A 23885-nucleotide genomic window follows, 5' to 3' on the forward strand; every position below is an offset into this window, starting at 1 on the left:
AGGATCCGCTCGCCCCAGTAGTGCGGATCGCCGGCGGCTGGTGCCCCGAGTGCCTGCAGAAGGCGTTCGGGGTCGGTACGGCCGCCGCCGCTGCGTGCCGGACCCGTGGGCCGGGGCTACCCCAGGGCCCGGCCCAGGACGTAGACGGCCGGGGCGGCCAGGGCCAGCGGCAGGGCGACGCCCGCCGTCAGGTGCACGAAGCGGGAGGGGTAGTCGTAGCTGGCCACCCGCAGGCCGATCAGGGCGCAGCCGCCGGCGACCAGGCCGAGCAGTGCGCCGGTGGTCCCCATGCCGGTCAGCTGGCCGGCCGCGATGCCGGCGCCGGCGCCGGCCAGCAGGCCGAGCACCAGCGAGAGCGGGCCGGGCAGCGGCAGCGCGCGGGCCAGCGTCGCCAGCGCGACCGCGGCCGCGCCGACCACCACCGCGTCCGGGTCGGCGGCCAGGTGCCCGGCGGCGAGCACCGCCAGCGCGGACGAGGTCAGCCCCGCGGTCAGCGCGTACATCCGCTCGTCGGCGCTGCTGCGGTTGCGCAGCTGGAGGACGATCACCAGCAGGCACCACACGCCCAGCGTGCCGATGGCGACCAGCGGCGCGTCCTCGTGCGGGGTGGCGAGCAGCCCGGCGTCGGTGGCCAGGCCGCCCAGGAAGGCCAGGGCGATGCCCTGACGGGCCGGCCACATCCCGTTCAGCCGGAACCAGCCGGCGGCGGTGACGGCCTGGAGCAGCACCACCGGGACCACCAGGAGCGGGCGGGCGACCGGCGCGGCCAGCGCCAGCAACAGGGCGAGCAACGCGGTCAGCGCGGCCGGCTGGAGGCCGGGCGGGATGATCGGCGAACGGCCCTCGGCGCGGGCGAGCTGGTTCGGCTTGAGGGGCGCGGCGGGGGCCGCGGCGGTGTCGGCGCTGGTATCGGCGGGGGCCGCGGCGACCGGGTCGACCGGCACCGGCTCGGCGGTGGCGGTGGTGCCGTGCGCGGGCCCGTAGGAGCCCTGCTGGCCGCCCTGGTGGCCGTCGTAAGGGTGGTGGGCGTCCTGGTGCGGCGCGGGGGCCGGGTAGCCGTCCGGCGCGTAGGGGGCGGCGGCCGGGGGCTGCGGCTGCTGCTGCCCGTACGCGTCGTACTCGTACCCGTAGGGCTGCTGCGGGTGCTGCGCGTGCGACGGCTGTTGCTGGTGGGGCTGCTGCTGCATATAGGGGTCGTAGGGCTGCTGCCCGTACGGGGTGCCGTAGGCCGCCTGCTGGTCGGGCGACGGGTCGGGGTACGCGTCGTACGGGTGGTGGTGCTGCGGCTGGTTGTCGCTCATGACCCTCTGCTCATCCTCCGGCGAACGGCGGCAGGACCTCGACGGTGCCGCCCTGGGTCAGCGGCACCCCCGCGTGGTCGCGGGAGCCGACCTGGACGCCGTCCACCAGGAAGGAGGAGCGCAGCAGGACGCGGGCGAACTCCGGGTTCGCGGCGTGCGCGGTGCGTGCCGCTTCCAGTGCCTCGGCGAGCGTCGCCGCCGCGTACGGCTCCTCTGCCGCGCCGGCGGCGGCCTTGGCCGCGGCCCAGTAGCGCACGGTGCCAGTTGTTGTCACGGCGGCCTCTTCGTCTCGGGGGCTCTTGCCGCCTCCATGATGGCGTACGCGGCGGCCGGTCCGAATCCGGGCAAGTCTGGGTAAAGACTTGTGGTGATCCGGGATGATTCCTGCACCGTTCGAAGAAATTCGATTGCCGGAGGCAAGCAGTCGCATAGGCTCCGGCCTGTGTTGGTCCGACTCGCGCGGGCGCATCTGCGGCCCTATAGGCGCTCCATATCCCTGATCGTCCTGCTCCAGTTGATCCAGACGCTGGCGACCCTCTACCTCCCGACCCTCAACGCGGACATCATCGACAACGGTGTCGTGAAGGGGGACAGCGGCTACATCTTCGGCGTCGGCGGCTTCATGGTCGCGGTGACGCTGCTCCAGATCGTCTGCGCGATCGGCGCGGTCTACTTCGGTGCCCGCACGGCCATGGCGCTCGGTCGGGACGTCCGGGCCGCGGTCTTCGACCGGGTCCAGTCGTTCTCCGCCCGGGAGATGGGCGGCTTCGGCGCGCCGTCGCTGATCACCCGGACCACCAACGACGTCCAGCAGGTCCAGATGCTGGTCCTGATGACGTTCACGATGATGGTCTCGGCGCCGATCATGTGCATCGGCGGCGTCATCATGGCGCTCAACCAGGACGTGCCGCTCTCGGCGCTCCTGCTGGTCATCGTCCCGGTCCTCGGGATCCTCGTCTCCCTCATCGTGCGCCGGATGCGGCCGCTGTTCCGCGGGGTGCAGGAGCGCATCGACACCGTCAACCGCGTGCTGCGCGAGCAGATCACCGGCATCCGCGTCATCCGCGCCTTCGTCCGGGACCGGCACGAGCGCGAGCGGTTCGCCGGGGCCAACACCGACCTGTACGACATCTCGATCCGCGCCGGCCGGCTGATGTCGATGATGTTCCCGCTGGTCATGTTGATCGTGAACCTCTCCAGCGTGGCCGTGGTCTGGTTCGGCGGGCTGCGCATCGACGCCGAGCAGATGCAGATCGGCGCGCTGACGGCCTTCCTCAGCTACCTGATGTACATCCTGATGTCGATCATGATGGCGACGTTCATGGTGATGATGCTGCCGCGCGCCGAGGTCTGCGCGGAGCGGATCCAGGAGGTGCTGACCACCGAGTCCAGCGTCACCCCGCCCGCCGAGCCGGTCACCGCACTGCACCGGCACGGCGAACTGGAGCTACAGCACGTGGAGTTCCGCTTCCCCGGTGCCGAGCAGCCGGTCCTCAAGGACATCTCGCTGCGCGCCCGCCCGGGCGAGACCACCGCCGTCATCGGCTCCACCGGCGCCGGCAAGTCCACCCTCCTCGGGCTGGTGCCCCGACTCTTCGACGCCACCGGCGGCACGGTCCTGGTCGACGGCGCGGACGTGCGCACCCTCGCCCCGGAGACGCTCGCCGCCGTCATCGGCCTGGTGCCGCAGAAGCCCTACCTCTTCTCCGGCACGGTCGCCAGCAACCTGCGGTACGGCAACCCCGACGCCACCGACGAGGAGCTGTGGCAGGCGCTGCGGACCGCCCAGGCCGAGGACTTCGTGACCCGGATGGAGGGCGGCCTCCAGGCGCCGATCGCGCAGGGCGGGTCCAACGTCTCCGGTGGGCAGCGGCAGCGGCTGGCGATCGCCCGCGTCCTGGTCCGCAAGCCGGAGATCTACCTCTTCGACGACTCCTTCTCGGCTCTGGACTACGCCACCGACGCGGCACTGCGCGCCGCACTGGCCCAGGAGACCGACCGGGCCACCGTGGTGATCGTCGCCCAGCGGGTCTCCACGATCCGCGGCGCGGACCGGATCGTGGTCCTCGACGAGGGCCGCGTCGTGGGCACCGGCACCCACCAGGAGCTGATGGCCGGCAACGAGACCTACCGGGAGATCGTGCTCTCCCAGCTCACCGAGCAGGAGGCGGCATGACCACCGCGGACAAGCAGGGCCCGGCCGCCGACCGGGCCCCCGAGGAGGCGCCCGCCGACGCCGGCGCGGACGCCCCCGCCGCGGCGCCCCGCCGCGGCCCGGCCCCCGGCGCCGGCCCGATGGGCCGCATGATGGGCGGCCCGATCGACAAGTCCCTGAACTTCAAGGGCTCCGGCAAGCGGCTGCTGGCCCAGATGCGGCCGGAGCGCGGCGTCATCGCCGTCGCGCTGCTGCTCGGCGTGGTGAGCGTGGCCCTGACCGTCGTCGGCCCCAAGGTGCTGGGCCGGGCCACCGACCTGATCGTGGCCGGCATCGTCGGCCGCCACCTGCCCGCGGGCCTGACCAAGGCGCAGGCCGCCGCACAGCTGCGGGCGCACGGCCAGGGCGGCCTGGCGGACCTGGTCGCCAGCATGCCGGTGGCCCCCGGCCCGCACATCGACTTCGGCGCCGTCGGCACGGTCCTGCTCTGGGTCACCGTGATCTACGCCGGGTCCGCCGTCTTCGGGTTCGTCCAGGCCCGGATCGCCACCCGGGTCGTCCAGCGCACCGTCTACCGGCTGCGCGAGCAGGTCGAGGAGAAGCTGGCCCGGCTGCCGCTGAGCTACTTCGACAAGCAGCAGCGCGGCGAGGTGCTCTCCCGCGCCACCAACGACATCGACAACATCCAGCAGACGCTCCAGCAGACCCTCAGCCAGATCGTGTCCTCGCTGCTGACCATCGTGGGCGTGCTGGGCATGATGTTCTGGATCTCGCCGCTGCTGGCGCTGGTCGCGCTGATCACCGTGCCGGTCTCGGTCCTGGTCGCCACCAAGGTCGGCAAGCGGGCCCAGCCGCAGTTCGTCCAGCAGTGGCGGACCACCGGCAAGCTGAACGCGCACATCGAGGAGATGTACACCGGCCACTCCCTGGTCAAGGTCTTCGGCCGGCAGAAGGAGTCCGCCGCGCTCTTCCGCGAGCAGAACGAGGCGCTCTACTCCGCGGGCTTCAAGGCGCAGTTCATCTCCGGCATCATCCAGCCCGCGATGATGTTCATCGGCAACCTCAACTACGTCCTGGTGGCGGTGGTCGGCGGGCTGCGCGTCGCGTCCGGCGCGCTGTCGATCGGCGACGTCCAGGCGTTCGTCCAGTACAGCCGCCAGTTCAGCCAGCCGCTGACGCAGGTCGCCTCGATGGCCAACCTCGTCCAGTCCGGCGTCGCCTCCGCCGAGCGGGTCTTCGAACTCCTCGACGCCGCGGAGCAGGACCCCGACCCGGCGCGGCCGGCCCGCCCGGAGCAGGTCACCGGCCGGGTCGCCTTCGAGGACGTCTCCTTCCGCTACGACGAGAACAAGCCGCTCATCGACGGCCTCTCGCTCGCCGTCCACCCCGGCCAGACCGTCGCCATCGTCGGCCCCACCGGCGCCGGCAAGACCACCCTGGTCAACCTCCTCATGCGGTTCTACGAGGTCCGCGGCGGCCGGATCACCCTCGACGGCGTGGACATCGCCCGGATGTCCCGCGAGGAGCTGCGCGGCAACATCGGCATGGTCCTCCAGGACACCTGGCTCTTCGGCGGCACCATCGCCGAGAACATCGCCTACGGCGCCCCCGAGGGCACCACCCTCGACAAGGTCGTCGCGGCCGCCAAGGCCACCCACGTCGACCGTTTCGTCCGCACCCTCCCCGACGGCTACGACACCGTCCTCGACGAGGAGGGCGGCAACGTCTCGGTGGGCGAGAAGCAGCTCATCACCATCGCCCGCGCCTTCCTCGCGGAACCGGCGATCCTGGTCCTGGACGAGGCCACCAGCTCGGTCGACACCCGCACCGAGGTCCTCATCCAGCACGCCATGGCGCAACTCCGCACCGGCCGCACCAGCTTCGTGATCGCGCACCGCCTCTCCACCATCCGCGACGCCGACGTCATCCTGGTGATGGAGGACGGCTCGATCGTCGAACAGGGCGGCCACGACGCGCTCCTGGCCGCCGACGGCGCCTACGCCCGCCTGTACGCGGCCCAGTTCGCCGAGGCGGTCACGGAGGCGGAGTAACCCGCCGCCCGCCGCGGGCCGGGTGCCCTCGGGGGCGCACGGCGGCCGGCCACGGGGGCCGTGCTGCCGCCGTCGTGCCCCGGTCGTACCACCGGCCCGGAGCACTGAGCGCGACCGCGACATCGGGGCACGCACCCGTGCGCTCCCCGTGCTCCCCCGGCCGTGCCGCACCCGCCGGTTGCCCGGCCCGGCCGGTCGGGCGGCGGACCGTCGGGCCGCCCGCGCGGCGGCCGGCGGGCGGGAGTCGGTGGCGCCTTGCGGGGCGGGCCGGGCGGCCGGTCGGGGACCGCTAGGGGAGCCCGCGAGCGCCGACCGCGACACGGTCGCCGGAGCCGTCCGGCCGCCGTCCCGGAGATGTGATCATGTCCGCATGCTGGGACGACGTGGTGTCGGGGCGGCGGGGCGCGGACCGTTCGGGGGAGCCGCCGCGGCCGTCCGCGGGCCGGCCCGCGAGGCCGGCCCAGAGGGTGGCGCGGGGCCCGGGCGGGAGCGCCGCAGCCGCGTCGGGAAGCGGATTTTGCGGAGTGCGGGTGGCCCCGGCGCGGTGGTCATCACCCGTCAACGACGTTCCCCGGCGACCACTCGAAGTGACCGACGGAACACAAGAACGCGCAAAATCGGCCTCGGGTCCGCAACTCATCTGAGCTATTCTGCTGGGCAAGAAGGATCCGGGCAGCGTCGCCCCCGGATCCTTTTGTGCTTTCACGCACGCAAAGTGCGTGCGCGGGAGCACTCCGTACGAAGCAGTGCCGCAGCCCCCCGGCCGAGCCGGGTGGTGCCCCCGTCGCAGGGACCGAGGAGGAACCAGACGTCATGGGCAAGCGAAGCGTGCAGGACAGTGAGCCGCACAGGACGAAGCTCGCCGGAAACCGGGTAGGTGGTCGGAAGTGAGTTCGCTTCTGCTGCTGACCAATGCTCTCCAGCCGTCGACGGAGGTGCTTCCGGCGCTCGGCTTGCTGCTGCACAGCGTCCGGGTCGCCCCCGCCGAGGGCCCGGCCCTGATCGACACCCCCGGGGCCGACGTCATACTGATCGACGGCCGCCGAGACCTTCCGCACGTCCGGTCCCTGTGCCAGCTGCTGCGGTCCACCGGGCCCGGCTGTCCGCTGGTGCTGGTGGTGACCGAGGGCGGACTGGCCGCCGTCACCGCCGACTGGGGCGTCGACGACGTGCTGCTGGACACCGCAGGGCCGGCCGAGGTGGAGGCGCGGCTGAGGCTGGCGATGGGCCGCCAGCAGATCACCACCGACAACGGCCCCACGGAGATCCGCACCGGTGACCTCTCGGTGGACGAGGCCACCTACAGCGCCAAGCTCAAGGGCCGGGTCCTGGACCTGACCTTCAAGGAGTTCGAGCTGCTGAAGTACCTGGCGCAGCATCCGGGCCGGGTCTTCACCCGCGCCCAGCTCCTCCAGGAGGTGTGGGGCTACGACTACTTCGGCGGGACGCGGACCGTGGACGTGCACGTCCGGCGGCTGCGCGCCAAGCTCGGCCCCGAGCACGAGTCGCTCATCGGCACGGTCCGCAACGTCGGCTACCGCTTCGTGGTGCCGGAGAAGGTGGAGCGGGCGGCCGCGGAGGCCAAGGCGCAGGAGGACACCGCGAGGGCGGCCAAGGACGGCGGACGGGCCAAGCGGGCCGACGGGCGGGCGCCCGCCCGGGCCGCCTCGTCGGGCGCGGGATCGGCGCCCGCGTAGCCTGCCGACCGGTAGGACCACCCGCGTAGACTGCCGCGCGTGGCCAAGGTGACGCGGGATGATGTGGCAAAGCTGGCGGGGACGTCCACCGCCGTGGTCAGTTACGTCATCAACAACGGACCGAGGCCGGTCGCCCCGGCCACGCGCGAGCGGGTGCTCGCCGCGATCAAGGAGCTCGGCTACCGGCCCGACCGGGTCGCGCAGGCGATGGCGTCCCGTCGCACGGACCTCATAGGCCTGATCGTGCCGGACACCCGGCAGCCGTTCTTCGCGGAGATGGCGCACGCCGTCGAACAGGCCGCCTCCGAGCGCGGCAAGATGGTGCTCGTCGGCAACGCCAACTATCTCGACGAGCGCGAGGTGCACTACCTCCGCGCGTTCCTCGGGATGCGGGTGGCCGGGCTGATCCTGATCAGCCAGGGCCCCAGCGAGCACGCCGCCGCGGAGATCGACGCCTGGGACGCCCGGGTGGTGCTGCTGCACCGCCGGCCGGACGCCATCGACGACGTCGCGGTGATGACCGACGACATCTGGGGCGCCCAGCTGGCGACCCGGCACCTCCTGGAGCACGGCCACGCGTACGTCGCCTTCCTGGGCGGCACCGAGGAGACCCCGAAGTCCGGCGACCCGGTCACCGACCACGTGGAGGGGTGGCGACGGGCCATGCTGGAGTCCGGGCGGTCCCCCGCGGGGCACTACTTCCAGGCGCCCTACAACCGCTACGACGCCTACCGGGTGGCGCTGGAGGTGCTGGCCGGTCCGGACCGGCCGCCGGCCATCATGTGCGCCACCGACGACCAGGCGATCGGCGTGCTGCGGGCCGCCCGCGAGCTGCGGATCGACGTGCCGGGCGAGTTGGCGGTGGCCGGCTTCGACGACGTGAAGGAGGCGGGGCTCACCGATCCGCCGCTGACCACGGTCGCCTCGGACCGGCAGGCGATGGCCCGGGCGGCCGTCGACCTGGTGCTGGACGACGGCCTGCGGGTGGTCGGTTCGCGCCGCGAGCGGCTACGGCAGTTCCCGTCGCGGCTGGTGGTGCGGCGGTCCTGCGGGTGCGGGGGCTGAGGGCCGCACGTCCGGCGGGCGCGCGCCGGGGACCGCGCGGGGCGGAGCACGACGGCGCGGCGGCGTCGGAGCGGGGGCTTCCTTATACCGGGCATACCCACTTCTGTTGGGTCTCTCAGGACGTTCTCAGACGGTTCTCATGCAGCGACCGCAGAGTCATGGCTATGACCGAGAGCTACCGCCGCAGCGGCGAAGAGATGCCCCAGGACCGGCCGTACGCCTACGGCACCGCGCACGGCAGCGACCACGGCGCCTACGGGGGCGGCGACGTACCGCCGCCGCCTCCGTACACGCCGGGCGCGGCGGACCAGGGTGGAGCCGGTGCGCCGGAGCCGCGGCGCCGAGCCCGCCGGCCGATCGCGCTGATCGCGGCGGTGGCACTGGCCTCGGGTCTGATCGGTGGTGGCAGCGCGGCCCTGATCGCCGGCGCCACCCAGCAGGGCAGCACCTCCGGCGGCATCTCGACCCCGCTCGTCAACGCCGGGCAGAACACCGGCAACGGCTCCGGGGTCGCCGGGGTCGCCAAGGCGGTCAGCCCGGCCATCGTGGAGATCCAGGCACGGACGCAGGGCGGCCAGTCCACCGGCTCCGGCGTGGTCATCACCAGCAACGGCGAGATCGTCACCAACAACCACGTGGTGGCCGGCGCCCGCACGGTGAGCGTCACCTTCAGCGACGGCAGCAAGAAGACCGCGACGGTCGTCGGCACCGACCCGGACAAGGACCTGGCGCTGATCAAGGTCAACGGCGGCAAGGGGCTGACCCACGCGGTGCTCGGCGACTCCAGCAAGCTCGTGGTCGGCGACCCGGTCGTCGCGATCGGCTCGCCCGAGGGCCTCTCCGGCTCGGTGACCAGCGGCATCGTCTCCGCGCTCAACCGCGACGTCTCGGTCCCCAAGGAGGACGGCCAGAGCCAGGGGCAGGACCAGGGCCAGGGCCAGGGACAGGACCAGGGGCAGGGCCGCGGCTTCTTCGGCGGCGGTGGCGGCGGCGGTGGCTGGCCGTTCGAGTTCGGCGGCAACCAGTACAACGGCGACACCGGCTCGTCCAAGACCACCTACAAGGCGATACAGACCGACGCCGCGCTCAACCCGGGCAACTCCGGTGGCGCCCTGATCAACATGCAGGGCCAGATCATCGGCATCAACTCGGCCATGTACGCGCCGGGTTCGTCGGACAGCAGCCAGGCGGGCAGCGTCGGCCTCGGCTTCGCGATACCGATCAACACCGTCAAGGCCGACCTCGACGCACTGCGCGGCGGGGGCAGCGGGGGCAGCAACAGCGGGGTCTGACCGGGCCCGCGCGCGGGCCCGGCGGGCGGCGGCCGTCCTGCGGGCGGGACCCGGGCGGCCGCCCGAACGGGGCCTTGGGACGGGCCTTCAGGCACGCCTTCGGTCGCGCCTTCGGGCGGGGCCGGCGCCGGGCGGCGGATATCCACAGGCGGTTGTCCACAGGGCGTCCGCCGGTGCGACATCCGTGTCAGGCTGAAGCAGGAAAGGCCCAGTCCCTCGTCCGTCACGCACATCCGAGGTAGTCACGCACATGAGCCCCGCCGAGCACGGTGATCACCCCGCCCGCATCCTGATCGTCGACGACGAGCCCGCGGTCCGCGAGGCACTGCAGCGTTCGCTCGCCTTCGAGGGGTACGGAACCGAGCAGGCCGTCGACGGGCTGGACGCGGTGGAGAAGGTCGCCGCCTACGATCCCGAACTGATCGTGCTGGACGTGCTGATGCCGCGGATGGACGGCCTGACCGCCGCCCGCCGGCTGCGGGCGTCCGGGGTCACCGTCCCGATCCTGATGCTGACCGCCCGGGACACCGTCGGCGACCGGGTCACCGGCCTGGACGCCGGCGCCGACGACTACCTCGTCAAACCCTTCGAGCTGGACGAACTGCTGGCCCGGATCCGCGCCCTGCTGCGCCGCAGCTCGTACGCCGCGGCGGCCGGCGCCGTCCCGCCCGACGACAGCGAGCTGCTGACCTTCGCCGACCTGCGGATGAACCTCGCCACCCGCGAGGTCACCCGCGGCCACCGCCCGGTCGAGCTGACCCGCACGGAGTTCACGCTGCTGGAGATGTTCCTGGCCCACCCGCGGCAGGTCCTCACCCGCGAGCAGATCCTCAAGGCCGTCTGGGGCTTCGACTTCGAGCCGACCTCGAACTCCCTCGACGTGTACGTGATGTACCTCCGCCGCAAGACGGAGTCGGGCGGCGAGCCGCGACTGGTCCACACCGTGCGCGGGGTGGGCTACGTCCTGCGCCTGGAAGGCGGTGCGGAATGAGCGCCCCCGGCGACGACCCCGCGCGCCCCGCCCCCGAGCCGCCGGCGTCCGGCGCGGCCTCCGGCCTGACCAGGTTCCACCAGCTGCCGCTGCGCTCCCGGCTGGCGCTGCTCATCGCGGTCGCGGTCGCCTTCGCGGTGGCGCTGTCGGCGGCCGCCTGCTGGTTGATCACCCGCGACCGGCTCACCGAGCAGCTCGACACCAGCCTGAGCACCGTCGAGGTGAACTCCGACTACGTCCAGGCGATCAGCGCCCGCTGCGCCGGCAGCCCGCTGAACGTCCGCTTCCAGCCCACGCCGTACACCATCCAGCTGGTGTCGCCCAGCGGCTACGTCTGCACCTCGCCCAACAAGGCGTCCATTCCCGCGCAGCGGGTGGACCAGGCGGTCGCCGACGGGCGGCTGGCCAGCGCCGTGCACACCACCAAGGACGAGAACGGCGCCTCGATGCGGGTCTCGACCGTCCCCTACCGCGGCCCGATCGCCGACGCCCAGGGCAACCGGCTGGCGATCTCCGTCGCCGCACCGATGGACCAGGTCACCGACCCGCTCAACCAGCTCGCCCTGGTGCTGCTGGTGGTCGCCGGGGTGGGGGTGCTGGGCGCGGCGACCGCCGGTCTGTGGGTGGCCCGGGCGGCCCTGAAGCCCGTCGACCGGCTGACCGCCGCCGTCGAGCACGTCGCCCGCACCCAGGACCTCACCATCCGCATCCCCACCGACGGCGAGGACGAGATCGCCCGGCTGTCCCGGTCGTTCAACGCGATGACCGCCGCGCTGGCCGCCTCCCGCGACCTCCAGCAGCAGCTCATCGCCGACGCCGGACACGAGCTCCGCACGCCCCTGACGTCGCTGCGGACCAACATCGACCTGCTGGAGCGCAGCGAGCGCTCCGGCCGCCCGATCCCGGCCGCCGACAAGGAGGCCCTGCTCACCTCGGTGAAGGCCCAGATGGGCGAGTTGGCGGCGCTGATCGGCGATCTCCAGGTGCTCTCCCGCACGCCGGAGACGGGCGCCGGCGGCGCGTCGGACCTGCGGGTGGTCGCCCTCCACGACACCGTCGGCACCGCTCTCGAACGGGCCCGGTTGCGCGGTCCGTCCCTCACCATCACCGCCGAGCTCGCCCCCTGGTACGTCCGGGCCGAGCCCGCCGCCCTGGAGCGCGCGGTGGTCAACCTCCTCGACAACGCGGTGAAGTTCAGCCCGTCCGGCGGCACGGTCGAGGTGCGGTTGGCCGGTGGCGCGCTGACCGTCCGGGACCACGGCCCCGGCATCCCGTCGGACGAACTCCCGCACGTCTTCGAGCGCTTCTGGCGTTCGCCCTCCGCCCGCAGCCTTCCCGGCAGCGGACTGGGCCTGTCCATCGTGGCCCGCACCGCCGAGCAGTCCGGCGGCGGCGTGCGCCTGCGGAACGCCTCCGGCGGCGGCACCGAGGCCCTGTTGACCCTGCCGGGCGCGGCCACGCCGCCCCCGGACGTACCGGCGGGCGCGGCCGGTACGGCCGGTGCGGCCGGTGCGGCGGACCGGTCGGCGGCGCCGGGGGAGGCCGGGAAGGACGGCACGCCCGGGCAGCCGGGGGAGCCGGGGGAGCCGGAGGCGTAGGCCCCCTCGGCGCCCCCGGGGGACCTACCCGCCCCGCCGGCCCCGTAGGTCCCGCCGCCCCGCCGGTCTACTGTCCCTTCGCCGCGTCGCCGAACGGCAGGTTCGCGCCGGTCAGGTCGGCGTGGATGCCGTCGCTCTCCACGGTGACGTTGCGCAGCCGCACGTCCCCCGGGGTCTTGGGGAGTTGGAAGGAGAGCGACAGCCGGTCCGCGAGCTGAGGCTTCGTCAGGTCGGTGAGTGCGCCGAGCACCTTCGCGTCGATACCGACCTTCTGGAGCAGCCAGGGGTGGTCCATCACCACGTCGACGAGGTTCACGTTCATCAGCTGGTGGACGAAGCGCGGTGAACCGATCAGCTCGTGCAGCTTGTCGTCGCTGCGCAGGGCGTCGTCGAGGTACTCCTTGGGGATGCCGATCCGCTCGGCGATGGCCGGGATGCTGAGCATCGACCTGACCTTGGCGGCCTGCCGGCTGAGTTCCGCCGCGCCCTTCCGGGTGAGCCGCAGGCCCTCCTCCTTGCCGGTGCCCGGGCGGTAGATCGCGACGTCGCCGATGTCCAACTGCATCTGCCCGATGTCGGTGGAGATGCCCCGCTCGCCGTTGCGCTGGATGCGCGCCTCGGCCCGGACCCGCAGGGTGTGCCCGGCGATCGGCAGCTCGCCGACCGCGCGCACCCCGTTGTTTCCCACTCCGCTGAACTTGACCTGGGAGGCGCCGAGTTCGCGGTTCATGTCGTCGAAGGCGAGCAGCACGCTGCCGTGCACCTGGCCGATGGTGGCGCCCTTGATGGCGGACGGCAGGTCGCCGTCGAGCCGGATGTTCCGGGCGGTGGCCGCCACCTTGGCCAGCGAGACCCGGTCCGCGGCGACGTCCGGGATCACCACGTCCACCCGGTCGAGCCGCTTGTCGAAGACCTGGGTGAGGAACGGGAAGCCGTGGATGTCCACCTCGGGGCGGGCGTGCAGGTGCAGGGCGGTCTTCACCTGCTCCTCGGCCTTGTTCTGCGCGTACAGCACGGCGAACCGGTCGGCGAGCGCCAGCGTCCCCGCGCAGGCCGCCAGGGCGACCAGCGCCTTGATCGTGCGCGGCACGGCCGCGAAGCGGCTGATGCCCCGTCGCATCTTCCGGTGGTTCGGCGGCGCCCAGGCGTCCTCGTCGTCCTCGTCCGAGCGCAGGCCCAGGCCCAGCGGATCGTCGGTGTCGTCCCGCTCGTTGAGGTAGCCGCGGCGCACCGGTGGCGGGGCGTGCTCCGCCTCCGCCGGTGCGGCGTCGCGGCCGTCGGCGGCCGGCTCCGGATCGGCGAGCGAGGCCAGGTCCGCGTACGGATTGCCGGCGTCGAGCGACGGGAGCTCTCTGGTGTCGCCCTGCGGATCGTCCGGGCGGCCGGCTATGTGGGGCCGGTCGCCGGCCTCGGGAGCGGAGCCGGTCGGACGGGCGGGCGGGGACGAGGGTGAAGCTATGCGTGTGGGGGTTCGCATCCGCACATCCCACCACGAGCGGGACCCGGCGGCGCAAGTCCCGCCCGCGGAATGTGAGGAACGCGAAAGACGTCCCGTCGTCCTTGGCGAAATCTTGCCGAGCCCTTGGACGCCGCTGAACCACCGTCAGACGCCCTGGTGGGCTCCCGCCGCCCCGTTGGCGAGCCCCGGCGCGCGGCGCCGCGCGCCTGGTCAACTCCCCACGGCGACGCCCCCGTACGCGGTACGGGGGCGTCGCCGGACGCGGGCCGTCGGCCGCGCGGGCGTCACTTCACGAGCGTGATCCGGTCCGCCTTGGGCGGCGCCAGCGGGCTGGTCGGGGTGGAGTGCGCCGTGAGGTAGGCGGTGAGGGCGTCCAGGTCGGACGGGCCGACGTACTTGTGGGTGCCCTGCTTCAGGGCGGGGAAGCCGTCGCCGCCGCCGGCCAGGAACTCGTTCATGGCGGCCCGGTAGGTCTTGGCGGGGTCGAGCGGGGCGCCGCTGACCTTCACGGAGTCGGCGACGACGCGGGCGGCGCCCTGCTGCGTCATGTCGAGCGTGTAGGTGAGGCCCTGCGAGATCTGGAGGATCTTGGGGGACGCCTCGTTGGGGCCGCTGACCTGCTGTTGGAGGGCGGCCAGCAGTTGGGCGCCGGTCAGGTCGACGACGTTGGTCATGTTGGTGAACGGCTGGACGGTGAACGCCTCCGCGTAGGTGACGACGCCGTCGCCCTCGCCGCCCGACGCCTTGTAGGCGAGGTCGGAGCGGATGCCGCCGGGGTTCATCAGGGCGAGCTGGGCGCCGCCCTTGCCGGGGTCCTGGGTGGCCGCCAACTGGGCGTCGGCGATGAGGTCGCCCAGGGGTTGCTCGGGGGTGCCGGCGCCGCGGCCGTTGATGTCGGCGGAGAGGTAGCCGACGGGCTTGTCGGCCACCGGCGCGGCCAGCTTGTTCCAGCGGCCGATCAGGGACGTCATGTCCGGCGCCTTCGGCTGGGTGCGGTCGACCACGTGGTTGACCGCGCGCGGGCCGTGCACCGCGGTGCGCACGATGTCGTGGCTGCGGCGGTCGTAGGTGAGCGTGGTGTCGGTGTAGAGGCGGCCGTAGGACGCGGCCGAGGTGACCGTGCGGGGGTGGCCGGCCGGGTCGGGGACGGTGCAGGCGTAGGACTGGTGGGTGTGGCCGGTGACCAGGGCGTCCACGGCGGGGGTGACGTGCTTGGCGATGTCGACGATCGGGCCCGAGATGCCGGCGCCCGGGCCGGGGCTGTCGCAGTCGTAGTCGTACGACGTGGAGGCGGGCAGCCCGCCCTCGTGGAGGAGGGCGACGATCGCCTTGACGCCCTGGCGCTCCAGGACCTTGGCGTACTTGTTGATCGTCTCGACCTCGCCGTGGAAGGTCAGGCCCTTGACGCCGTCGGCGTTGACGATGTCCGGGGTGCCCTTGAGCGTCACGCCGATGAAGCCGATCTTGACGCCGTTGTGCTGCCAGACGGTGTACGGCTTGAGGAGCGGCTTGCCGGTCCTGTCGTCGGTGACGTTCGCCGCCAGGTAGGGGAAGTCCGCGCCCCGGAAGGTCTTGCCCTTCTCGTAGCAGCCGTCCTTGGGGTGGCAGCCGCCGCGCTGCATCCGCGCCAACTCGGCCCGGCCCTCGTCGAATTCGTGGTTGCCGACGGAGGTGACGTCGAGGCCGAGCCCGTTCATCGCCTCGATGGTCGGCTCGTCGTGGAAGAGGCCGGAGAGCAGCGGGCTGGCGCCGATCATGTCGCCGGCCGCCGCGGTGACGGAGTACGGGTGGCCCTTGCGGGCAGTGCGCAGGGACTGCGCCAGGTACTCGACGCCGCCGGCCGGGACGGTCTTCTTGGTGCCGTCGGCCTGACGCTCCTCGACGCTGCCGGACGAGCCCTGCGGCGGTTCGAGGTTGCCGTGGAAGTCGTTGAAGGAGAGCAACTGGACGTCGACCGTGCCGGCGGGGCGGCGGGTGCCGTCGGCGCCGGCGGGCGGCGCGGTGGCGGTCAGGGCGAGGCCCGCGGCGGCGGCGAGCACGGCTGCGGCGGCCGCCAATCTGCGGGCCAGGCGGCCCCGTTGAGCTGTCGGTGACATGGTTCCCCTCCGTGGATGGTGCCGAGCGGACGGCAGCATATTGTCGACGCGCGTAGCGGGACAGGGGTCCGTGGTGACGGCTCGGTGGCCGTCCGGTGGCCGGGCGGATCGCGCCGGCGTCCGCGGCACCCGCGTGCGGCCGCGACCGCGTCGTACGCTTCAGGCATGACTGACGCTGCACAGGAGATGGGCCGGACCGGCCGCAGGATCCAGGTCGTCGACGAGCTCGCGCCGGACGGGGCCGCGGCCGTCCTGGAGCTGATCGAACGGGCCGCGCGGACGGACGGGCAACCGGCCGTGTCCGAGCAGGGCCGGCTCCAACTGCGGGGCGGCCGGCGGGACGGCGTGCGGCATCTGCTGGTGTTCGCGCCGGGGGAGGGCGGCGAGGAACTGGTCGGGTACGGGCAGCTGGAGGACACCGACCCGGTGGAGGCGCCCGCCGCCGAGCTGGTCGTCCATCCGGGGCACCGCGGCCGTGGGCACGGCCGGGCGTTGGGCGGCGAACTGCTGGTGCAGTCCGGGCGCCGGTTGCGGGTGTGGGCGCACGGCGGGCACCCGGCCGCCCGGCACCTGGCGCAGACGCTGGGGCTGTCGATGTTCCGGGAGCTGCGGCAGATGCGCCGCCCGCTCGCGGATCTGGACCTGCCGGAGCCGGCGCTGGCGGAGGGCGTGACGGTGCGGACCTTCCAGCCGGACACCGACGACGCGGCCTGGTTGGAGGTCAACGCGGAGGCCTTCGCCCACCACCCGGAGCAGGGCGCGCTGACCCAGCGTGACCTCGACGACCGCAAGGGCGAGCCCTGGTTCGACCCGAAGGGCTTCTTCCTCGCGGAGCGGGACGGCCGGCTGGTCGGCTTCCACTGGACGAAGGCGCACGCCGAGGAGGGCCTGGGCGAGGTCTACGTCCTCGGGGTGCGGCCGGGCGCGCAGGGCGGCGGCCTGGGCAAGGCGCTGACCGCGATCGGGCTGCGGCACCTGTCGGCGCAGGGACTGGCGACCGCGATGCTCTACGTGGACGCGGACAACACCGCCGCGGTGACGGTGTACGAGCGGCTCGGGTTCGTCACGCACGAGACGGACCTGATGTACCGGTCGGAGACGTGACCGGCGCGGCGGGAGCGCGCGGCGGCCGGTGAGCGGTGTGCGGCGGGGTGGGCCTCGGGCCCGCCCCGCCGTCGTCGTCACGCCTCGGGGCGCCGCTCCTTCAGGGCGCGCCACTCGCGCGCCAGCATCGCGTAGACCACCTCGTCGGCCCACTCGCCGTCGAGGAACTCGTTCTCCCGCAGGTGGGCCTCGCGCCGCATGCCCAGGCGCTCCAGCAGCCTGGCGGAGGCGGTGTTGCGGGCGTCCAACTCGGCCTGGATGCGGTGCAGTCCGAGTTCTTCGAAGCCCAGCGCCAGCAGCGCGCGGGAGGCTTCGGTGGCGTAGCCGTGGCCGGCGTGGTCGGGGTGGAAGACGTAGCCGATGCTGGCCTGGCGGTGCTCGCGGCGGGTGTAGGCGAAGGTCACGTCGCCGACCAGGACGCCGCTCTCGTGGTGGACGACGGCGAGCTGGAGGAAGTCGCCGGACTCCCGGAGCGTCGTGCGGGTCGCCTTGTCGGCGACCGAGGCGCGCGAGCCGGCCTCGTCGTGCGGGCCCCAGTAGAGGTAACGGCAGACCTCGGGCCGACGCTGGTAGGCGTAGACGGCGTCGAAGTCGTCGTGGCGCACCGGACGGAGGTCCAGCCGCTCGGTCCGCAGTGGGTAGTCGGGCGTGTACGGGAGCGGGGGCAGGGGCGGTATGGGTGGCGCGGAAGGTCTGAGCACGCGCTTAGCGTAGGGAGCGGGGGCGGGCCGTGCAGCGGACTTTCGCGGACGCGGCGGCGGCGCCGGCCCGGCTTCGGACGCTTCGCCCGGGTTGGCGGTCGTGAAGATCGGCGGCGGTGCGGCGCCGGTGCAACGCCCGGGGGTGGTTTCCCGCTTGCCTGGCCGCCATGTCCCCGTTACCGGCGATTCAATATCGCTTGCAAGCATCACTGAATGCAGCCCGCTGTGCCGAACGTCCCGAACCCGCGGCTCGAAATCGCTCTCGCGCCGCCGCCTCCTGACGCGCCTGGAAGCGCCCGGGCGCGGAAGAATAAGGACATGAACCAGCAGCGCAGCGCTCAGGCCCCGGCCCAGCCCGAGATGCCGCCCCAGGAAACGCCGAGGGTGGCAGGTTCCTCGGTGCAGCAGCCCTCGGTGCAGCCGTCGGTGGGCTCGATCGCCGCGCACCGCCCGCACGCCGTCCGCCGCGCCGTCTCCGGGCTGGAGCCCGACCTGGACGCCGATCCGGACGCCTACGAGGACCGCGGCGTCCCGGGTGCGAACGGCGAGGAGCTGCCCAGCGGGCGCTTCCTGGACCGGGAGCGCAGCTGGCTGGGGTTCAACGAGCGGGTGCTGGAGCTGGCCGAGGACCCGGCCACCCCGCTCCTCGAACGGGCGAACTTCCTTGCGATCTTCGCCAGCAACCTGGACGAGTTCTTCATGGTCCGGGTCGCCGGCCTCAAGCGACGGATCGCCACCGGGGTCGCCACCCGCTCCGCGTCCGGCCTCCAGCCCCGGGAGGTGTTGGACCAGATCTGGACCCGGTCCCGGGAGCTGATGGCGCGGCACGCCGCCTGCTTCCAGCAGGACATCGCTCCGGAACTCGCTGACCAGGGCATTCACCTGATCCGTTGGCCGGAGCTGACCGAGAAGGAGCAGGCCCGGCTGTTCACCCTGTTCCGGCAGCAGATCTTCCCGGTGCTGACGCCGCTGGCGGTCGACCCGGCACACCCCTTCCCGTACATCTCCGGGCTGTCGCTGAACCTCGCCGTGGTCGTGCGCAACCCGGTCAGCGGCCACGACCACTTCGCGCGCGTCAAGGTGCCCCCGCTGCTCTCGCGCTTCCTGGAGGCGTCCCCGCAGCGGTACGTGCCCATCGAGGACGTGATCGCCGCCCACCTGGAGGAGCTGTTCCCGGGGATGGAGGTGCGGGCGCACCACATGTTCCGGGTGACCCGCAACGAGGATCTGGAGGTGGAGGAGGACGACGCCGAGAACCTCCTCCAGGCCCTGGAGAAGGAGCTGATGCGGCGGCGCTTCGGGCCGCCGGTCCGCCTGGAGGTCGAGGAGACCATCGACCCGGCCGTCCTGGACCTGCTGGTCCAGGAGCTGAAGGTCTCCGAGGCCGAGGTCTACCCGCTGCCCGGCCCGCTCGACCTGACCGGACTGTTCGGCATAGGGGCACTGGACCGGCCGGAGCTGAAGTACCCCAAGTTCGTGGCGGGCACCCACCGTGACCTGGCGGAGGTGGAGTCGGCGTCCGCGCCCGACGTCTTCGCCGCCCTGCGCGCCCGCGACGTGCTGCTGCACCACCCCTACGACTCGTTCTCCACCTCCGTGCAGGCGTTCCTGGAGCAGGCCGCCGCCGACCCGAACGTGCTCGCCATCAAGCAGACCCTCTACCGCACCTCCGACCACTCGCCGATCGTGGACGCCCTGATAGACGCCGCGGAGTCCGGCAAGCAGGTCCTGGTCCTGGTGGAGATCAAGGCGCGCTTCGACGAGCAGGCCAACATCAAGTGGGCCCGCAAGCTGGAGGAGGCCGGCTGTCACGTCGTCTACGGCCTGGTGGGGCTCAAGACGCACTGCAAGCTGTCCCTGGTGGTCCGCCAGGAGGGCGAGACCCTGCGCCGGTACTCCCACGTGGGGACCGGCAACTACCACCCCAAGACGGCCAGGTTGTACGAGGACCTGGGGCTGCTGACCGCGGACCCCCAGGTGGGAGCCGACCTCTCCGACCTCTTCAACCGGCTCAGCGGCTACTCCCGGCGGGAGACCTACCGCCGACTGCTGGTGGCGCCCACCTCGCTGCGCGACGGGCTGATCCAGCGGATCAACAAGGAGGCCGCGCACCACCGGGCGGGCCGCCCCGCCTACGTCCGCATCAAGGTCAACTCGATGGTCGACGAGGCGGTCATCGACGCGCTCTACCGGGCCTCGCAGGCCGGGGTCCCGGTCGACGTCTGGGTGCGCGGCATCTGTGCGCTGCGCCCCGGAGTCCAGGGGCTGAGCGAGCACATCCGGGTCCGCAGCATCCTCGGCCGCTTCCTGGAGCACTCCCGGGTCTTCGCCTTCGGCAACGGCGGCGAACCCGAGGTGTGGCTGGGCAGCGCCGACATGATGCACCGCAACCTCGACCGGCGGATCGAGGCGCTGGTGCGGGTCACCGACCCGGCCCACCGGGCGGCCCTGAACCGGCTGCTGGAAACGGGGACGTCGGACTCCACCTCGTCCTGGCACCTGGGCCCGGACGGCGACTGGACCCGGCACGCGGTGGACGCGGACGGCACACCGCTGCGGAACGTACAGGAAATGCTCATCGACGCCCGGAGGCGCCGGCGTGGCCCAGCGACATGACCAGCCGGCCGGGGGGCCGTGGCCCGGTCTCCTCGGAACCGGCACGGGAAGCGGAAGCGGAAGCGGGATCGGAATGGGACACGAGCCCGGCCGGACGCCGGGGGCCCGCGCAGCAGTGGTCGACGGGCCGGGGGACGGTGTGTACGGGTACGGGTACGGGGCGTACGGCGACGGTGCGTACGGGGACGGGACCTACGGCGACGGTGCGTACGGGGAGACGCCGCACCGCGGGGCGGACGACGGGATCCCCCGGGGTGAGCGCCACGCCGCCGGGGTGCCGTACGGGCCCGGGGACGGCACCGCAGCCGGGCCCGTGGGGCGGACCGCCGAGGAGGTGCTCGCCGGCTACCTGCACTGGCACGCCGCGGAGTTCCTGCGCAGCCTGCGGCTCCACCGCGAGGCCGGCCCGGACGCGGCCGGCGCCGACGAGGCGGCCCGGCAACTGCGCCGCGCCGCCCGCCGGATCAGCGCCACCCTGCACACCTTCCGGCCGCTGACCGAAGAGGTCTGGGCCGACCAACTCCGCGCCGAACTCGGCTGGTTGAGCGGCACCCTGGCCCGCGAGCAGGCGTGCACGGCGCGCCGCGACCGGCTCATGGGGGCGTTGCAGCGGCTCACCGGACGGGCCGAGCGCATCGAGCGGCCGGCGGAGCGCGGCGGCCGCGGCGGACGGGGCGCCCGCAGCGCCCGGGACGGCCGCCCGGCCGCGACCGGCAGCGTCGCCACGGCCACCGTCCCGGCCGCCGCCACCGAGCCGGACGCCGAGAGCGCGCTGGCCGCCGGGGCCGCCCGGGCCGGCGCGCTGCTCGACCGGCAACTCACCCTGGCCCGCACCCGCGCGCACTCCGCGGCCCTCCAGGCGCTGGGCTCGTCCCGCTTCCACGCCGTCGCGGACGCCGTCGCGGTGCTCGCCTCCGAAGCGCAACTGGCCCGCCGGGCCGGCGAGGCGTCCGCCGGGGAGGTGCTGCCGCCGCTCGCCGAACAGGCCCACCGACGGCTCGCCGAGGCCGTCGCCACCCTGCCGCTGGCCCGCGCCGGCCACCCGTACAACGCCGCCGGACTCACCGCGGGCCACCACCAGGACGCGCCCTGGCACCAGGTGCGGCTGCTGGTCCGGCTGAGCCACTACGCCCAGGAGGTGATCGCCCCCGAGGCGATCGACCCGCGGCTGACCGCGTCCGGCCGGGCCCTGGAACACCACCGGGACGCCGCCGAGGCCGCCGCCGCGGCCGCCTCGGCGGCCCGCACCCCGCGGATCGCGCCGGCCACCGCCTACGCGCTGGGCGTGCTCCACGCGGACCAGCGCCACGAGGTCGAGGCGGCACGGTACGCCTTCGGCCGCGCGTGGCTGCCCGGCCCGACCACCGAACGCACCGGCTGAGCGGGGCGGCCGGCGATGGGCAGGACGACGAGCGGCAGGGGCGGCGCCGCGACCGGCGCGCGGACCCCGGTGGCCGGGCCGATCCGGGCCGCGGGCTGCGTGCTGTGGCGCCGGGCGGCGACCGGCGGGATCGAGCTGGCCCTGGTGCACCGGCCGAAGTGGAACGACTGGTCGCACCCCAAGGGCAAGCTGAAGCCCCGGGAGGACGCGCTGCGGGGCGCGCTGCGCGAGGTGCTGGAGGAGACCGGGATGACCTGCGCGCCCGGCCCGGAGCTGCCGACCGTCCACTACCGGGTCGGCGGTCGCCCCAAGGAGGTCCGCTACTGGGCCGCCGAGGCCACCGGCGGCGGGTTCCTGCCCAACCGCGAGGTGGACCGGATGCTGTGGCTGCCGCCCGACGCGGCCCGCGACGTGCTCACCCAGGACCGCGACAAGGACCTGGTGCCGGCCCTGCTGGGCGCGGTGCCCCCGCCCGGCACGGAGCCCGGCGGGGCGGGCTGACCGCCGCCGCGTCACCCACCGCGCCGACCGGCGCATACTGGAGTGATGCTGCACGGGGAAATCGAGATCAGTGCCTTCCTCAAGGCGCGCCGTGCCGCGCTCGACCCGGGCGAGGTCGGCCTGCCCGACGGGTTCGGCCGGCGCCGGGTGCGCGGCCTGCGGCGCGAGGAGGTCGCCCAGCTCGCCGGAATCAGCGTGGACTACTACACCCGCGTCGAGCAGGGCCGGGCGCCCGCCGTCTCCGACTCCGTCCTGGACGCCATCGCGCGGGCGCTGCGACTGTCGGACGGCGAAGTGACGTACCTGCGGAACGTCGCGGTGCCGCGCCGGCGCCCCGCCGGGGGACCGCCCCGCTGCGTGCCGGGACCGGCCCAGACCGTGCGGCCGGAGATCCGCCAGCTGCTGGCCGCCATGGACCCCGCGGTCGCCGCCGTGGTGCTGGGGCGCGGGCTGGACGTCCTGGCGTGGAACGACGCCGGCGGCCGGCTCTCCTTCGACCTCGACGCACTGGACCCCGCGCGGCGCAACACCGCCCTGTTGGTCTTCCTCGAACCGACGGCCCGGGAGGTCTACCCGGACTGGGAGAACAAGGCCGAGGAGGTCGTCGGCAACCTGCGCGCCGACAGCGGGCGGCACCCGGACGACCCCCGGATCTGCGAGGTGGTCAACGAACTCCTCGCCGGCAGCCCGGAGTTCCGCCGGATGTGGGCGGCGCAGGGCGTCCGCGAGTGCCTGCGCGGCACCAAGCGGATGCGGCACCCGGCGGCCGGCGAGCTGACCGTCACCTTCGAGAGCTTCCGGCTGGGCGCGGACCCGGACCAGGTGCTGGTGACGTACACCGCGTCGCCCGGTTCGCCGTCCGAGGCCGGGTTGCGCCGGCTGGCGGCCGGCGCGGCGGTCGTGGCGGGCAGCGTCTCTTAGAGGCCGGCCGCCGGGGCGCACGGTGCGCCGCCGGTCAGCCGCCGCGCACCGGTCAGCCGCCGCGCGGCGCCAGCGCCTCCCACCGCACCGTGACCTCGCCCTGGCGCCGGCGGCGCGGGTCCCCGGCCAGTGGCCAGTCCGTCGCCAGGGCGGCGACCGCGGCCCGCCACCGCTGCTTGGCGCCCAGCGCACCGAGCGGCGCGGCGCTCGCCCAGGCCCGGTCGAAGTCGCGCAGGAAGGCGTGCACCGGCTCGCCCGGCACATTGCGGTGGATCAACGCCTTGGGAAGGCGTTCGGCCAGGTCGGACGGGGTGTCGAGGGAGCCGAGACGGGTCGCGAAGGTGACCGTGCGGGGGCCCTCGGGGCCGAGCGCGACCCAGACGTGGCGCCGCCCGATCTCATCGCAGGTGCCCTCGACCAGCAGCCCGCCGGGCGCCAGCCGCGCGCACAGCCGCGCCCAGACGGCGGCGACCTCGTCCTCGTCGTACTGGCGCAGCACGTTCGCGGCCCGGATGAGGACCGGGGCGCGGCCGGGCCGACCGGGCAGCGGCACCTCGAAGCCGCCGTGGACGAAGTCCAGCCCGGCGCGGGCGTACGGCAGGGCGGCGGTGACCCGGGCCGGCTCGATCTCGACGCCGACGACCCGGGCGTCGGGCCGCACCGTGCGCAGCCGCCCGAGCAGTTCCAGCGCGGTCCACGGCGCGGCGCCGTAGCCCAGGTCGACCGCGACCGGGTCGGCGGCGCGGCGCAGCTGTGCACCGTGCTCGGCGGCGATCCAGCGGTCCATGCGGCGCAGCCGGTTGGGGTTGGTGGTGCCGCGGGTGGCGTTTCCGACCGGGCGGGACGGCGCGGGGGCCGGCACGGCGGCGGTGCGGGAGGCGGAAACGGGGGAGCGGCGGGCCATGCATCGAGGGTATGGGGTCCCGGGTCGGGGCCGGCCGGCTGCCCTGACCCGG

18 protein-coding genes are annotated in these 23885 nt (G+C 73.8%); 12 read left to right on the forward strand and 6 right to left on the reverse strand.

Annotated elements, in window-relative coordinates:
* Positions 1–116 precede the first annotated feature (116 nt).
* Both ABD385_RS33010 and ABD385_RS33015 read right to left on the reverse strand, forming a co-directional pair.
* Positions 117–1301, reverse strand: a complete 1185-nt coding sequence (locus tag ABD385_RS33010) for a hypothetical protein (protein ID WP_344582909.1) — start codon at positions 1299–1301, stop codon at positions 117–119.
* Positions 1302–1311: 10 nt separating this feature from the next.
* The gene (locus ABD385_RS33015) at positions 1312–1557 is read right to left on the reverse strand and encodes a MoaD/ThiS family protein (protein ID WP_344583004.1); all 246 of its coding nucleotides are present in this window, start codon (positions 1555–1557) and stop codon (positions 1312–1314) included.
* 186 nt (positions 1558–1743) lie between these two features.
* Here ABD385_RS33015 and ABD385_RS33020 point away from each other — a divergent pair, with 186 nt between their 5' ends.
* From ABD385_RS33020 to ABD385_RS33050, 7 genes are all read left to right on the forward strand, one after another.
* Entirely contained in the window at positions 1744–3477 is a 1734-nt protein-coding gene (locus tag ABD385_RS33020; protein ID WP_344582911.1) for an ABC transporter ATP-binding protein, read from the forward strand.
* Positions 3474–5507 (forward strand): ABC transporter ATP-binding protein, encoded by a 2034-nt coding sequence (locus ABD385_RS33025; protein WP_425585532.1) that lies wholly within the window; start codon positions 3474–3476, stop codon positions 5505–5507. The genes ABD385_RS33020 and ABD385_RS33025 overlap by 4 nt, the downstream gene beginning before the upstream one ends.
* Positions 5508–6394: 887 nt before the next feature.
* Positions 6395–7204, forward strand: a complete 810-nt coding sequence (locus ABD385_RS33030) for a response regulator transcription factor (RefSeq protein WP_344582913.1) — start codon at positions 6395–6397, stop codon at positions 7202–7204.
* Between the two features lie 39 nt (positions 7205–7243).
* Positions 7244–8269 carry a LacI family DNA-binding transcriptional regulator gene (locus tag ABD385_RS33035; protein ID WP_344582915.1) on the forward strand — a complete coding sequence of 342 codons (1026 nt, stop codon included), beginning with the start codon at positions 7244–7246 and terminating at the stop codon, positions 8267–8269.
* Between the two features lie 164 nt (positions 8270–8433).
* Complete coding sequence (locus tag ABD385_RS33040; protein ID WP_344582917.1) at positions 8434–9561, forward strand: S1C family serine protease; 1128 nt, start codon at positions 8434–8436, stop codon at positions 9559–9561.
* Positions 9562–9811: 250 nt separating this feature from the next.
* Positions 9812–10552 (forward strand): response regulator transcription factor, encoded by a 741-nt coding sequence (locus tag ABD385_RS33045; RefSeq protein WP_344582919.1) that lies wholly within the window; start codon positions 9812–9814, stop codon positions 10550–10552.
* Entirely contained in the window at positions 10549–12150 is a 1602-nt protein-coding gene (locus tag ABD385_RS33050; RefSeq protein ID WP_344582921.1) for a HAMP domain-containing sensor histidine kinase, read from the forward strand. Before ABD385_RS33045 ends, ABD385_RS33050 begins: the two co-directional genes overlap by 4 nt.
* A gap of 67 nt (positions 12151–12217) precedes the next feature.
* Here ABD385_RS33050 and ABD385_RS33055 read toward each other — a convergent pair whose 3' ends face one another.
* A complete protein-coding gene (locus ABD385_RS33055) occupies positions 12218–13627 on the reverse strand; it encodes an LmeA family phospholipid-binding protein (RefSeq protein WP_344582923.1) in 1410 nt (469 codons plus the stop codon).
* 266 nt (positions 13628–13893) lie between these two features.
* Positions 13894–15705 (reverse strand): bifunctional metallophosphatase/5'-nucleotidase, encoded by a 1812-nt coding sequence (locus ABD385_RS33060; RefSeq protein ID WP_344582925.1) that lies wholly within the window; start codon positions 15703–15705, stop codon positions 13894–13896.
* A gap of 186 nt (positions 15706–15891) precedes the next feature.
* Here ABD385_RS33060 and mshD point away from each other — a divergent pair, with 186 nt between their 5' ends.
* Positions 15892–16809, forward strand: coding sequence for a mycothiol synthase (gene mshD, locus ABD385_RS33065; protein ID WP_425585534.1), 918 nt, complete (start codon positions 15892–15894; stop codon positions 16807–16809).
* 77 nt (positions 16810–16886) lie between these two features.
* Here the strand turns inward: mshD and ABD385_RS33070 are convergent, their stop codons facing one another.
* The gene (locus ABD385_RS33070) at positions 16887–17510 is read right to left on the reverse strand and encodes a GNAT family N-acetyltransferase (RefSeq protein ID WP_344582929.1); all 624 of its coding nucleotides are present in this window, start codon (positions 17508–17510) and stop codon (positions 16887–16889) included.
* Between the two features lie 318 nt (positions 17511–17828).
* Between ABD385_RS33070 and ABD385_RS33075 the strand changes: the two genes are divergently transcribed.
* From ABD385_RS33075 to ABD385_RS33090, 4 genes are all read left to right on the forward strand, one after another.
* Positions 17829–20126, forward strand: a complete 2298-nt coding sequence (locus ABD385_RS33075) for an RNA degradosome polyphosphate kinase (RefSeq protein ID WP_344582931.1) — start codon at positions 17829–17831, stop codon at positions 20124–20126.
* A 73-nt stretch (positions 20127–20199) separates the two neighbouring features.
* A complete protein-coding gene (locus ABD385_RS33080; RefSeq protein WP_344582932.1) occupies positions 20200–21507 on the forward strand; it encodes a CHAD domain-containing protein in 1308 nt (435 codons plus the stop codon).
* A 15-nt stretch (positions 21508–21522) separates the two neighbouring features.
* The gene (locus ABD385_RS33085; RefSeq protein ID WP_344582933.1) at positions 21523–22008 is read left to right on the forward strand and encodes an NUDIX hydrolase; all 486 of its coding nucleotides are present in this window, start codon (positions 21523–21525) and stop codon (positions 22006–22008) included.
* Between the two features lie 45 nt (positions 22009–22053).
* Positions 22054–22929 (forward strand): helix-turn-helix transcriptional regulator, encoded by an 876-nt coding sequence (locus ABD385_RS33090; RefSeq protein ID WP_344582934.1) that lies wholly within the window; start codon positions 22054–22056, stop codon positions 22927–22929.
* Positions 22930–22981: 52 nt separating this feature from the next.
* Here ABD385_RS33090 and ABD385_RS33095 read toward each other — a convergent pair whose 3' ends face one another.
* Positions 22982–23833, reverse strand: coding sequence for a class I SAM-dependent methyltransferase (locus ABD385_RS33095; RefSeq protein ID WP_344582935.1), 852 nt, complete (start codon positions 23831–23833; stop codon positions 22982–22984).
* Positions 23834–23885 lie beyond the last annotated feature (52 nt).

The sequence above is a fragment of the Streptomyces lunalinharesii genome (assembly GCF_039532155.1).
Lineage (GTDB): Bacteria > Actinomycetota > Actinomycetes > Streptomycetales > Streptomycetaceae > Streptomyces > Streptomyces lunalinharesii.